11 protein-coding genes are annotated in these 12,223 nt (G+C 63.3%); 6 read left to right on the top strand and 5 right to left on the bottom strand.

Annotated features, from left to right (window positions below):
* Nucleotides 1–7 precede the first annotated feature (7 nt).
* The 4 genes from trbF to AC2LD7_RS05685 are packed head-to-tail and all read left to right on the top strand — an operon-like array spanning nucleotide 8 to nucleotide 3,271.
* Complete coding sequence (trbF, locus tag AC2LD7_RS05700; RefSeq protein WP_044316453.1) at nucleotides 8–712, top strand: conjugal transfer protein TrbF; 705 nt, start codon at nucleotides 8–10, stop codon at nucleotides 710–712.
* Complete coding sequence (trbG, locus tag AC2LD7_RS05695) at nucleotides 709–1,713, top strand: P-type conjugative transfer protein TrbG (RefSeq protein ID WP_484596886.1); 1,005 nt, start codon at nucleotides 709–711, stop codon at nucleotides 1,711–1,713. The genes trbF and trbG overlap by 4 nt, the downstream gene beginning before the upstream one ends.
* Nucleotides 1,714–1,715: 2 nt before the next feature.
* A complete protein-coding gene (locus AC2LD7_RS05690) occupies nucleotides 1,716–2,996 on the top strand; it encodes a TraB/TrbI/VirB10 family type IV secretion system protein (protein ID WP_484596885.1) in 1,281 nt (426 codons plus the stop codon).
* Nucleotides 2,993–3,271: a DUF2274 domain-containing protein gene (locus AC2LD7_RS05685; protein WP_484596884.1), complete on the top strand. Its 279-nt coding sequence runs from the start codon at nucleotides 2,993–2,995 to the stop codon at nucleotides 3,269–3,271. The genes AC2LD7_RS05690 and AC2LD7_RS05685 overlap by 4 nt, the downstream gene beginning before the upstream one ends.
* Here the strand turns inward: AC2LD7_RS05685 and AC2LD7_RS05680 are convergent.
* Nucleotides 3,246–4,145: a LysR substrate-binding domain-containing protein gene (locus tag AC2LD7_RS05680; RefSeq protein ID WP_484596883.1), complete on the bottom strand. Its 900-nt coding sequence runs from the start codon at nucleotides 4,143–4,145 to the stop codon at nucleotides 3,246–3,248. The two genes, AC2LD7_RS05685 and AC2LD7_RS05680, sit on opposite strands and share 26 nt — an antisense overlap.
* Nucleotides 4,146–4,248: 103 nt before the next feature.
* On the opposite strand from AC2LD7_RS05680, the gene AC2LD7_RS05675 reads away from it, so the two are divergent.
* Nucleotides 4,249–5,139: an alpha/beta fold hydrolase gene (locus AC2LD7_RS05675; protein ID WP_044316287.1), complete on the top strand. Its 891-nt coding sequence runs from the start codon at nucleotides 4,249–4,251 to the stop codon at nucleotides 5,137–5,139.
* Between the two features lie 991 nt (nucleotides 5,140–6,130).
* On the opposite strand, the gene AC2LD7_RS05670 is transcribed toward AC2LD7_RS05675, so the two are convergent.
* The gene (locus AC2LD7_RS05670; RefSeq protein WP_484596882.1) at nucleotides 6,131–6,757 is read right to left on the bottom strand and encodes a LysE family translocator; all 627 of its coding nucleotides are present in this window, start codon (nucleotides 6,755–6,757) and stop codon (nucleotides 6,131–6,133) included.
* 227 nt (nucleotides 6,758–6,984) lie between these two features.
* Nucleotides 6,985–8,331, bottom strand: coding sequence for an NCS2 family permease (locus AC2LD7_RS05665; protein ID WP_484596881.1), 1,347 nt, complete (start codon nucleotides 8,329–8,331; stop codon nucleotides 6,985–6,987).
* 367 nt (nucleotides 8,332–8,698) lie between these two features.
* Here AC2LD7_RS05665 and AC2LD7_RS05660 point away from each other — a divergent pair, with 367 nt between their 5' ends.
* Nucleotides 8,699–9,454, top strand: a complete 756-nt coding sequence (locus tag AC2LD7_RS05660) for a GntR family transcriptional regulator (protein WP_484596880.1) — start codon at nucleotides 8,699–8,701, stop codon at nucleotides 9,452–9,454.
* A gap of 287 nt (nucleotides 9,455–9,741) precedes the next feature.
* Here the strand turns inward: AC2LD7_RS05660 and guaD are convergent, their stop codons facing one another.
* Entirely contained in the window at nucleotides 9,742–11,046 is a 1,305-nt protein-coding gene (gene guaD, locus AC2LD7_RS05655; RefSeq protein ID WP_484596879.1) for a guanine deaminase, read from the bottom strand.
* Nucleotides 11,047–11,178: 132 nt separating this feature from the next.
* Entirely contained in the window at nucleotides 11,179–12,021 is an 843-nt protein-coding gene (xdhC, locus tag AC2LD7_RS05650) for a xanthine dehydrogenase accessory protein XdhC (RefSeq protein ID WP_484596878.1), read from the bottom strand.
* Nucleotides 12,022–12,223: the final 202 nt, after the last annotated feature.

Here is a 12,223-nt window from a genome sequence, read left to right as displayed (position 1 = left end):
AACCCTTATGCGATTCAAGCGACCGCAGGTGCGCTATGCCGATACACCGCAGCCTGCCACCCCGTATCAAGCCGCCGCCCAGGTGTGGGACGAGCGCATCGGCTCGGCCCGCGTGCAGGCGAAGAACTGGCGTTTGATGGCCTTCGGCTGCCTGGTGCTGGCGCTGCTGATGGCCGGCGGCCTGGTCTGGCGCTCGGCGCAGTCCATCGTGACGCCCTACGTCATCGAGGTCGATCAGGCCGGACAAGTGCGTGCGGTCGGCGAGGCCGCCACGCCATACAAGCCGGCTGATGCGCAGATCGCCTACCACTTGGCGCACTTCGTCAGTCTGGTGCGCTCGCTGTCCATCGACCCCATCGTCGTGCGGCAGAACTGGCTCGATGCCTACGACTACACCACCGACCGCGGCGCGGCCGTGCTCAACGATTACGCCAGCAAGAACGATCCGTTCGCCCGCGTCGGCCGCGAATCGGTGACGGTGCAGATCACCAGCGTGGTTCGCGCCAGCGACACATCTTTCAACGTGCGCTGGACGGAACAGCGGTACGTCAATGGCGCACCCGCCGGCACCGAACGCTGGAACGCCGTGCTTTCCACCGTCCTGCAAACCCCGCGCACCGAGCAGCGCCTGCGCAAGAACCCGCTGGGTATCTACGTCAACGGCCTGTCGTGGAGCCGCGAACTGGATTCTTCCGAAGGAGCCAAGCCATGAACCTGCCTTTCCGCTTTTACGCTTTGCCGTTGATCCTGCTGGCCTCGACTGTCCTGTTCTCGGGCTGCGCCACTCAGGGCAAGCCGCCGCCAACCATCTCGCTCGATGAGCCGGTGCAGGCCCAGCCGCTGCCCGAACCGCCCCAGCCGGTGGAGGTTGTTGCCATTCCCGAGCCGCTGGCGCTGCCGGCGCAGTTGAAGCCGCTGCCGGAGGTGGACGAGGCCAAGCCCGCGCCGGAACCGGCCGACGAGACCGTGCGCGTGTCGAAGGCCAATGCAGAGGCGCGCATCGCGCCCACGCGCGAAGGCTACGTCAATGCGACTCAAGTCTGGCCCTTCACCGATGGCGCGCTCTATCAGGTCTATGCCGCGCCGGGGCGTGTGACCGTGGTTTCGCTCCAGCCCGGCGAGGAACTGGTGACGGTCGCGGCCGGCGATACCGTGCGCTGGATCGTGGGCGACACGTCCAGCGGCAGCGGCGACGAGTTGCGCGTCAATGTGCTGGTCAAGCCGATCCGTTCCGGGTTGAAGACGAACCTGGTCATCACCACCAGCCGCCGGACGTACCTGCTGGAACTGACTTCGACGGAAAGGGCGTGGATGGCGTCGGTGTCCTGGGACTACCCGAAAGACCGGATGCTGGCCTTGCAGCGCCAGTCGCAGGCCGCACAGGCGACCGCGCCGGTGGATACCGGCCTGTCGCTGGAGAAGATCCGCTTCCGCTACGCGATCAGTGCCAGCAATCCGCCGTGGAAGCCGCTACGCGCCTTCGATGACGGCGAGAAGGTCTATATCCAGTTCCCGGCGGGCATCGCCCAGGGCGAGCTGCCGCCGCTGTTCGTGATCGGTGCGCAGGGCGACGGGCAACTGGTGAACTACCGTTTCCGCTCGCCGTACTACATCGTGGATCGGCTGTTCGGCGCCGCCGAACTGCGCCTGGGTGGAGACAAAGGCGACGTGGTGCGGATCGAACGCACGGATGGCGTGGCACGGAGGAACTGACCATGACTCAGGACGACACTCCCGACCTCGCCACGCCGCAGGCGGGGAAGATCGCGCCCGAGGCGGTGGCGCTGCGCGCCCAGCCGCGCCCGGTCACGCGCCTGAACCGGCGCACGCTGGCCATCCTCGCCGGCGTCCTGTCGGTCGCCGTGCTCGGCGCGCTGATGTGGTCGCTGCAACCGCAGCGGCGCGGTGCGGGCGAGCAGACCGAGCTTTACAACGTCGATCGCGTCTCGAAGTCGGAAGGGCTGGATGCGCTGCCGACGGACTACTCCAAGCTGCCGCCGGCCTTGCCGCCCACGGTGCCGGAGCTGGGGCCGCCGTTGCCCGGCGATCTTGGCCCGGCCATCGTGAACTCGCAGCAGCCTGTGACGGCCGCCTATGCGGCCCCCAGCCACGACCCCAACGACGCGCTGCGCAAGGAGGCCGAGTCAGCCGCGGCCTCGCCGGTGTTCTTCCGTTCGGGTGCGCAGGACGCCGCGCCGGTGGCGCAGTCGCAGGTCGCCGCCGCGCCGGGCTTCGCCGCCAATGCGGCATTCGACCCGATGGCGGCCGGGCCGGCCTCGACGGCGGCCCAGCCCGCCGACCCGACGGCCATACAGAACAGGCAGGAGCAGAAAGAGGCATTCCTGCAAGGCGCTTCTACGGAAACCCGTAATTCCGGCAATCTGACCCTGCCGGCTTCGCCGTATCAGGTCATGGCCGGGACGGTGATCGCCGGCGCGCTGGTGACGGGCATCAAGTCAGACTTGCCGGGCGACGTGATCGCCACGGTCACAGAGCCGGTCTATGACACGGCCACAGGCAAGTTCCTGCTGATCCCGCAGGGCTCGCGCATCCTCGGCCGCTACAACAGCCAGGTCAGTTACGGGCAGAGCCGCGTTCAAGTCGTCTGGAACCGGATCATTCTGCCCGACACGTCTTCGCTCACGCTCGACAACCTGGCCGGCACCGACCCGGCCGGCTATGCCGGGCTGGAAGACGACGTGGACTACCACTGGGGCCGCATCTTCGCCGGTGCGGCGCTGACCACGCTGCTGGGCGTCGGTGCCGAACTGGCCGCGCCGGAGAACCGTCAGGACGGCGATCGCATCATCATCGCCGGGCGCGACAGCGCGCAGGACAGCATCAATCAGGTCGGCCAGGAGATGACCCGCCGCAACCTCAACATCCAGCCCACCTTGACCGAGCGGCCGGGCCTGCCGGTTCGCATCATCGTCAATCGGGATCTGGTGCTGCGGCCGTACCAGCCGCTGTTCTTCAACAAGGGAACTTCACGATGAGCATAACCAGGAAACTGCGGCTTGGTCCTCTGCCGTCCAACACCAGCATCAAACTGGCATTCACATGCCCGGCCAGTCTGAAAGCCGACCTTGACCGCTATGCCGCGCTCCATGAGCAGACCTATGGCGAGGCGGTCGATGCGGCGACGTTGATCCCGCACATGCTGGAGGCGTTCATGGCGGCAGACAGAGGTTTTCGGCGCGGGGCGGCAGCGCAACAGCGGCCCGCGAAAGCCGCCTCGGCGTCCATCAGTCCCGAAGCCCGCGCGCAGTGAACCGGCTCTGGCCGGCGCGCCGGGCGGCCTCGATCAGTGCCGCGCTGGCCGGGCTGTCCTTGCCGGCGAAAGCGTAGAAGCGCGCCGCCGGCAGTTCGGGCAGGCCGTCGTCGCGGCCCAGCACGCGCAAGCCTTCGCCGCGCTGGCTGTCGGCGATGACGGTGATGGCAAAGCCCGCGCGCGCCGCCGACAGGCATCCGGCCATGCTGCTGCTCTCGAAGACGATGCGCCAGGTGCGATCCGTTTGGCCCAGCGCGGTCACGGCCGACTCGCGGTACACGCACGGCTCGGGGAAGACGGCCAGCGGCAGCGGTTCACCGGCCGCCAGGGGCTGATCCGCCGCATACGCCCAGACCAGGGGTTCTTCCCACAACAACGTGCCGCTGCCCTCGACGCGGCTGCATTGCTTGCCAAAGACGAGATCCAGCCGGCCCCGCTCGTGCTGGCGCAGCAGGTCGGCAGTGATGCCGACCTTCAGTTCGACCGTGGCTTCGGGATGCCACTGCCGGAAGCGTTGCAGCACCTGGGGCAGCCAGGCACCGGCAAAGTCTTCCGAAGCACCGATGCGCAGCCGTCCGCGCAGCGGTGTGCCCCGCAGCTTGGCGCGCGCCTCGCGTTCCAGATCGAGGATGTTGCGGCCATAGGCATACAAGGTGTCGCCGGCCTGGGTCAGTTCCAGGCGGCGCGTGGTGCGCGCCAGCAGGCTGGCGCCGGCGATCTGTTCCAGGCGACGCATGTGCCCGCTGACGGCGGAAGGCGTCAGCGCCAGCCGCTCGGCCGCCGTGGCGAAGCTGCCGCTGTCCACGATTTCGAGGAAGGTGCGCAGGAGCACCGTCTCCAGCGGCGGGCCATCGGCGATGGGAGATGTGTTCATTCGGTAATTCAACGCAAAAAATCATCAATGATGAATGATTATTCTCTAATCGAAGGGAGTCGTCCAGCTACGCTGGCGCATCTTCATGATGAGAGACAAGCCTATGCAGAACTACCACTTCGCTTCGACCGAACGGCTCGACATCGCCTATCTCGAATGGAACCCGCAGGGCAGTAGAACGGCCATCCTGCTGCACGGCTGGCCGGACAGCCCCGAATGCTGGAAGGCCGTGGCGCCTGTTCTGGCCGATGCCGGCTACCGAGTGCTGGCGCCGGCGTTGCGCGGCTTCGCGCCGACCCGGTTCCGTGATGCCGCCACGCCGCGCAGCGGCCAGTTGTCCGCGCTGGGCCGCGACCTGCTCAACTTCATCGATGCCCTTGGGCTGGAGAGCCCGGCGCTGATCGGCCATGACTGGGGCGCACGCGCGGCCGCGAATGCCTGCGGCCTGCGTGACCGCGTGGCCTCGCATCTGGTGATGCTGTCGGTCGGCTATGGCACCAACGATCCGAACCAGCCGCTGACGCTGCCGCAGGCGCGCAACTACTGGTATCACTGGTACATGGCCACGCCGCGCGGTGCCCGCGTCGTACAGGAGGAACGCGAGGCGTTTGCCCGCACGATGTGGGACACCTGGGCACCGGCCGGCTGGTACGACCCAGCCGATTTCGACGAGGCGGTGCGTGCATTCCAGGGGGAGGATTGGGCCGAGATCGTGCTGCACTCCTACCGCCACCGCTGGGGCTTCGCCGAGGGCGACCCGGCCTATGCCGGGGATGAGGCGCGGCTGCACCCGGCCCCGGTGCTGTCGGTGCCGGCGCTGGTGCTGCATGGCGGTGCCGATACCTGCAACCACCCCGACAGTTCCAAAGGCAGGGAGGCATTCTTCAAGGGCAGCTACGAACGGCAAGTGCTCGATGGCGTGGGACACTTCCCGCAGCGCGAAGCGCCGCAGCCCGTGGCCGAGGCCATCCTGCGGTTCTGCCAACTGAAGTAAGTGGCAAGCCCCCTTGAACGCGCAGCCAAACGCTGCGCGTTCTTCGTTCTGGATGAGATGCGAAGGAGTGGGCTATGATGAACAAACAAGCCTGCCAACCCTCGGCAATCGTCACCGCTACAGTGCGATCCGGCTTGCTTTCCCAAGGCTCTTATGTGGCTCCCAGCCCACAACGCCGCCTCCCATGCAGGCGATACGAAACAGAGCTAACCTATTGCCCCGTATATGGTTTCAAGCCCCGCGTGATTTACACGCAAGGCTTGACACAGGCCCTTTTTTGTGTGGGAGCCTGGTTTGTAGGAGCGGAGGGGGGGCACCCAGTTCTTGCTCGCGAAGCTGTATGGCTTTTTGCGGCATAGCCCATTGACGGGGTTTACGAGGCATTGGTTTCGCCCTGCTGGGCGAGTCCCTTTTGGCAGTCGCCCCAAAAGGAACCAAAAAGTCTTGCCCCTGCATCCGGGTCTCGCTGCGCTCGACTTCCCTCATTACACCCGCGTTCCGGGGGACGGCGTACAAGGGCCATCCATGGCCCTTTACGCCTCTCGCGGCATCCATGCCGCTCGCTCCCCTCCACGCGGATTCCATTCGGCCTCCTGAAAGGGGCGTTTGGTGTCGTCTGATGGTTTGTTCGTCAGCAAACGAGCGAAGCGTTTTGCGGCTATCGCTGTTTCGAAACTTGCAGACGACTCGGTCCCGAATCCCCTTCAGGAGGCCGAGCGTAGGCGTTGCGTAGGGGGTCGCGAGGCATGGATGCCGAGCGAGGAGTGATGGGACAGGGATGTCCCTTCGCGACGATCCCCGGAGCAATGCCGAAGTGAGGGGAGTTTTGCGAAGCAAAAACCCGGATGTTGGGGTGGCCTTCTTTTTGGTTACTTTTTCTTGGTCACACAAGAAAAAGTGACGCGCCGTGCAAGGCGCAACCCGCGGGTCGGGGCAAGGAACGCGCGGCGTCGTACGCGAACGCTGGCGCCGGGACCACGCAATCCACCTTTCAACGACTCATCAACGAAGCCGCCCCCGCACCCCCAAACAGCGCAGCGCTGGCCCGGTTGAACCAAACCTGCCCCTTACCCGTGCGCAGATAACGCGCCGCACCATGGGCGCCGAGGCCGTAGGCCAGCTTGCAGCACAGATCCAGCACCGCCCAGGTCAGGATCATCACCAGCAGCTGCGGCATGAAGGGCCGATCCGCGCTGAGGAACTGCGGCAGGAAGGCCGCGAAGAAGAGGATGTCCTTGGGATTGCTGGCGCCCAGGCCGAACGCACGCCAGAACAACTGGCGAAAACGCGGACTCACCTCGGCGGTGGCGACGCTGGCGCCGCTCTGTGGACGACGCGAGTCTTGCCAGCTCTGCCACGCCAGGTAGAACAGATAGAAGGCGCCAACGATCTTCAGCAAGCTGAATACCTGTTCCGATGCCAGCAGCAGCGCGCCAAGCCCGAGTGCGGACGCACTCAGAAGGCAGATCGACGCGCTGACGCCTCCAACGAACGCCGGCCAGGAACGGCGCAGCCCGTAGTTGAGGCTGTTGCTGATCATCAGCAGCGACAGCGGACCGGGGATCAGAATCACCACCAATGCTGCGCTTGCGAACAATAACCAGGTTTCCAGACTCATTTCCGTGCTCCTCACAGTGCTGTGTTTCAGTGTTTCGTACCGGGTTAGGTAGCCCGGCGCTCGTGGTGCCTGCGGAGCGCTCCGTAGGATGAGTGAAACCCATCGCTTTCGCGTCGCTCATCTGTGCCGCGCTCGATGGGTTACGGCGCATTTGCTCGCGGCTTTCTGCCCTATAAACTCAAAAGGCCCCGCCGCAAGAAGCGGCGGGGCCAGACCAGTCGCCTTGCTTAAAGGAAGGCGAACTTGGCGATAAAGATCACGCACAGCACATACAGGCTGACCGATACCTTGTCACGTTGCCCGGTCAGCAACTTCAACGTCGCGTAGGTCAGAAAGCCCAGTGCGATGCCGTTGGCGATAGAGAAGGTCAGCGGCATCATCACCACGGTGACGATAGCCGGGATGGTGTCGGTATGGTCCTTCCAATCGATATGGGCCATGCCGCTCATCATCAGCATCGCTACATAGATCAGCGCGCCGGCAGTGGCGTAAGCGGGAATCATGCCGGCCAGCGGGGCGAAGAACATCGCCGCGAGGAACAACAGACCCACCGTGATGGCCGTCAATCCGGTGCGACCGCCTGCGGCGACGCCTGAGGCGCTTTCTACATAGCTGGTTACGGGCGGACAGCCGACCAGTGCACCGACCACGCTCGAGGTGCTGTCAGCCTTCAATGCACGAGACAGCCCTTGAATCTTTCCATCTTCATCGACCAGGTTGGCCCGATGCGCCACACCCATCAGCGTGCCGGCGGTATCGAACATGTTCACGAAGAGGAACGCCAGAATCACGCTGACCATCGACACATTCAGCGCGCCGGCGATATCCATCGCCAACCAGGTGGGCGCCAGGCTTGGTGGCATCGAAACCAGACCGTTGAATTCCACCAGGCCCAAACCCCAGCCGATGCCGGTGACCGCCAGCATGCTCAGCAGAATCGCGCCGAACACGTTGCGGTGGCTGAGTACCGCGATCATTAGAAAGCAGAGCGCTGCCAGCAGCGCGGTCGGTTCGCTGAACGAGCCCATGGTGATCAGGGTTGCCGGGCTGTCGACGACAATTCCGGCGGTCTTCAGGCCGATCAGGCCGAGGAACAGACCGACGCCCGCACCCATGGCGAAGCGCAGACTCATGGGGATGCTATTCAATAGCCACTCACGGATTCGCGAGAGGCTCATAATCACGAAGAGCACACCGGAGATGAACACAGCACCCAAGGCGATCTGCCAGCTGTAGCCCATCTCGCCGACTACGGTATAGGTGAAGAACGCGTTGAGGCCCATGCCGGGTGCCAGACCTACTGGCCAGTTGGCATACAGGCCCATCAGGAAACAGCCAAGCGCTGCGCCTATGCAGGTTGCGACGAAGGCGGCACCGTGGTCGACACCGGCCTCGGCCATGATGTTCGGGTTGACGAAGATGATGTAGGCCATGGTGACGAAAGTCGTCAGGCCTGCGAGCAGTTCGGTTTTGACGCTGGTGCGGTGAACGCTGAGCTTGAAGAATCGGTCGAGCAAGCCCGCGTTCTCCGGTTGCAGCCCGAGGGTCTGCTGTTCCTGTTTGGTCGTATCCACGAGGTGTTCCTCATCGTTCTTGTTGTCTATCACCCAGAGCGGTGCTCTCGAGGGCAGGTGATGGTGAGGCTCGTCCTGTTCGGTTTGTTGACCGAAGGGTCAGGAAGGCTTGACGCGATTATGCTTTTGTATACAAGAATTGCAACTTGATTTGCATAGATTCAGTCTTTCAGGTGAGTCTTCAGGTGCTTTGGCGATAGCCGGTCCGACGGCGTCGAGGGACAAGCGTATCGGCGACAATCAGCCACAAGCCTGATTGTGCACAATTAATTCCGATTTATTTCGCTATTTCACTAATGGCTACTGCCAGCCAGGCGCTGAAAGGCAGTAAAGTTCGGGTCTGCCGATATTTCCGACGCGAGTCACCATGAACGAACAGTTGCAGCCTCTGAAAAAGCCGACACGAAACGGCAAGGCCCGAACCGGGACCCAGGACGACATCGTTTACGCCCATATTTTCGACGCTATTCTCGAACAGCGATTGGCGCCGGGTACCAAGCTCAGCGAAGAAGCGCTGGGCGAAATATTCGGCGTTAGCCGCACCATCATCCGGCGCGCATTGTCGCGGCTGGCTCACGAAGGCGTCGTGTTGCTGCGCCCCAACCGCGGAGCGGTAGTGGCCAGTCCCAGCGTCGAAGAAGCCCGGCAGATATTCTTCGCGCGACGGCTGGTTGAGCGCGCCATAACCGAACTGGCGGTACAGCATGCCAGCGCCGAGCAACTGGCGGAGCTGCGGCAAATGGTGACGGACGAGCAGGACTGCTTCGCTCGGGGTGACCGCGGTGCCGGTATCCGACTATCCGGAGAATTTCACCTGAAGCTGGCTGAAGCGGCAAAAAATGCACCGCTGGTGAGCTTTCAACGCAGCCTGGTATCCCAAACGTCGCTGATCATCGCCCAGTACGAGAGCGGCAACCGCTCACATTGCTCCTTCGATGAGCATAACGAGCTGATCGATGCCATCGCTGCCCGCGACAGCGCAAAAGCGGTGAGCCTGATGATGCATCACATGGATCACATCGACAGCAAACTCAACCTCGACGAAGACAGCGCCTCGGATGATCTGCACGCCGTTTTCTCGCACCTGGTGCTTGGCAAGAAGAAGCCGCGCGTACTGCGCTGAGGCGGGGGCGGCTTTGGTGGGCTGAAGCCCACCTTACGGGAGGGGGAAGTGCTGGCCTTCGCTGCTGCGCACTGACAGCCCACCGCGTGGGCCTGCTTGATGACGTGGTGGTTGGCGATAATCACAGTGCAAAGTAGGGTGGGCCGGGCGGCGTTCCGCTTCAGCCACCGATTCACCTTTGTACTCCGCCACGGTGGGCTGAAGCCCACCCTACGGGTTGTTCTCCCGCCCTACGGCCGCCGCGGCTTTCTCGTCCAGCTATCCAGCCTCCAGCGCTGTTATCGTCTTTACCCTTTCTTGTGCACCGAAACCCCGGCAGCGTAGGTTTCCTTCACTGCGCGGTCGTCGCCAAGCATCATCAGTGCGAACAGCCGCTCTTCCAGCGTCTTGGCCTGGCGCATGCGGTAGTCGATCAGCGGCGTGGCTTTATAGTCGAGCACCACGAAATCGGCATCCTTGCCCGGCTGCAAGTTGCCGATGCGATCGTCCAGATAAAGCGCCCGAGCGCCGCCCAGCGTCGCGAGGTAGAGCGACTTGAACGGATCCAGCTTCTTACCCTGCAATTGCATCACTTTGTAGGCCTCGTTCAGTGACTGCAATTGGGAAAAACTGGTGCCCGCGCCCACGTCAGTGCCCAGGCCGACGCGCACACCATGGCCTTCCACCTTCTCCAGATCGAACAGACCGCTGCCCAGGAACAGGTTGGAGGTGGGGCAGAAGGCGACCGCCGAGCCGGTTTCGCCCAGACGCTTGCATTCGTCATCGCACAGGTGCACGCCATGAGCAAACACGGAACGCTCGCCGATCAGGCCGTGATGGTCGTAAACGTCCAGGTAGCCATTCTGCTCAGGGAACAGTTCGCGCACCCACTCGATCTCCTTGCGGTTTTCGGATAGGTGGGTGTGCATGTAGAGGTCCGGATATTCCTTGTACAGCTTGCCGGCCAGCGCCAGTTGCTCTGGCGTGCTGGTAGGTGCGAAGCGCGGTGTGACCGCGTAATGCAGGCGGCCCTTGCCGTGCCAGCGTTCGATCAATTCCTTGCTGTCGGCATAGCCGGACTCGGCGGTGTCGGTGAGATAGTCCGGCGCGTTGCGGTCCATCAGCACCTTGCCAGCGATCATTCGCAGGTTGAGCTTTTCGGCCTGCTCGAAGAAGGCGTCCACCGATTCCTTGTGCACGCTGCCGAAGACCAGCGCCGTGGTGGTGCCGTTGCGCAGCAGTTCACCCAAGAAGACCTCGGCCACTTCGCTCGCGTGGGCCTTGTCGGCGAAAGCACGTTCGGTTGGGAAGGTGTAGGTGTTTAGCCAATCCAGCAGTTGCTCGCCATAAGACGCAATCATGCCGGTCTGGGGATAGTGAATATGGGTATCAATGAATCCGGACGTGATCAGCGCATCCGGGTACTCGGTCACCTCGGTGCCGGTCGGCAGCGAGGCCAGCAGCGATTGCGCCGCGCCGAGCTGAGCAACCTTGCCGTCTTCGACCACGAGCACGCCATCTTCGAAGTATTCATAGGATTTCTCCACGCCCACCTCGCGGGGATCGGCGAGGCTGTGGAGGATGGCGGCACGGTAGGCTTTGCGTTGGGACATGGTGGTTCTCGGAATCGTTGTAGATGGGAAGTGTGGAAGGCCCGCCGTCAGGTCGAAGCTTTTTCGCTTAGGGCCGCCCGCGACGTTTTTCGCCGCGGGGCGCGCCTCCCACAAAAGAAGCTCGGTCGTTCATCAGCCGTTCTGTGACCGCCGCGAAGCCGGGACCAGCATCGGCATTGGCTTTTCGCCGTCCTGGGCTTTCTCACCGAAATGGGCGTTATAGGTAGCGATCACTTCGCCGGCGATGGATACCGCGATTTCGATCGGTAATTTGCCTTTCACCTCGGCGATGCCCATCGGGCAACGCATGCGCTGGACGGTTTCCGGCTGGAAGCCACGGTCGCGCAAGCGGTGTTCGAACTTGGCGCGCTTGCTCTTGGAGCCGATCAGTCCGTAATAGGTGAAGTCGTTGCGCTCGAGAATCGCCGCGGTGAGTTCCAGATCGAGCTGATGGTTGTGAGTCATGACGATGAAATAACTGCCGGCTGGCATGTTTCCTATTTCGTCGACCACATCCTCATTGACCACCTTTTCCACGCCGGCTGGAATCTGCTCAGGGAATTCGTTTTCCCGCGAGTCGATCCAGTGCACCTTGCACGGCAGGCTGGCGAGCAGCGGCACCAATGCGCGACCGACGTGACCAGCGCCGAACACGGCGATGTGCGCCTGCGGCTGGCCCATGGGTTCGAACAGCAACACCGTCGCGCCGCCGCAGCATTGGCCCAGACTGGCGCCGAGCGAGAAGCGTTCCAGCCGCGTCTCGAGGACGCGGTTCTCCAGCATTTCATGAGCGATCTGCTGCGCCTTGTATTCCAGATGACCGCCGCCGATGGTGTCGTACAAGCGCTCACGGCTGACCACCATCTTCGAACCGGCATTACGCGGCGTCGAGCCGCGCTCCTCGATAATGGTCACCAGCACGCAAGGCTCGCCTTGTTGCTGCAGGTCGGCGAGGGCGTCGATCCAGGTCTTCATGGTTGTTCTCCGATGCCCGAAGGCATGCGATTGCTCTCTTTGTAGGCGCGAGGGACGGCTTGTCTCTCGCTCGTCGAATGGCTTCGGCGATTGCTTCGGCGTGGTAGCGCAGAAGCTTCGCGAGTAAGCTCGCTCCTACGGGTCAGCCTTCGTAGGGTGGGATTTAGCCCACCATTTGCTTCGCCCGTCTGGTGGGGCTGAC

Source organism: Stutzerimonas sp., from assembly GCF_982611455.1.
The sequence above is the reverse complement of the archived record's forward strand: the minus strand, read 5'-3'. Positions and strand labels throughout refer to the sequence as shown.

Coding starts and splice junctions, on each gene's coding strand:
- trbF (WP_044316453.1), top strand. CDS start 8: ATGCGATTCAAGCGACCGCAGGTGCGCTATGCCGATACACCGCAGCCT.
- trbG (WP_484596886.1), top strand. CDS start 709: ATGAACCTGCCTTTCCGCTTTTACGCTTTGCCGTTGATCCTGCTGGCC.
- AC2LD7_RS05690 (WP_484596885.1), top strand. CDS start 1,716: ATGACTCAGGACGACACTCCCGACCTCGCCACGCCGCAGGCGGGGAAG.
- AC2LD7_RS05685 (WP_484596884.1), top strand. CDS start 2,993: ATGAGCATAACCAGGAAACTGCGGCTTGGTCCTCTGCCGTCCAACACC.
- AC2LD7_RS05680 (WP_484596883.1), bottom strand. CDS start 4,145: ATGAACACATCTCCCATCGCCGATGGCCCGCCGCTGGAGACGGTGCTC.
- AC2LD7_RS05675 (WP_044316287.1), top strand. CDS start 4,249: ATGCAGAACTACCACTTCGCTTCGACCGAACGGCTCGACATCGCCTAT.
- AC2LD7_RS05670 (WP_484596882.1), bottom strand. CDS start 6,757: ATGAGTCTGGAAACCTGGTTATTGTTCGCAAGCGCAGCATTGGTGGTG.
- AC2LD7_RS05660 (WP_484596880.1), top strand. CDS start 8,699: ATGAACGAACAGTTGCAGCCTCTGAAAAAGCCGACACGAAACGGCAAG.
- guaD (WP_484596879.1), bottom strand. CDS start 11,046: ATGTCCCAACGCAAAGCCTACCGTGCCGCCATCCTCCACAGCCTCGCC.
- xdhC (WP_484596878.1), bottom strand. CDS start 12,021: ATGAAGACCTGGATCGACGCCCTCGCCGACCTGCAGCAACAAGGCGAG.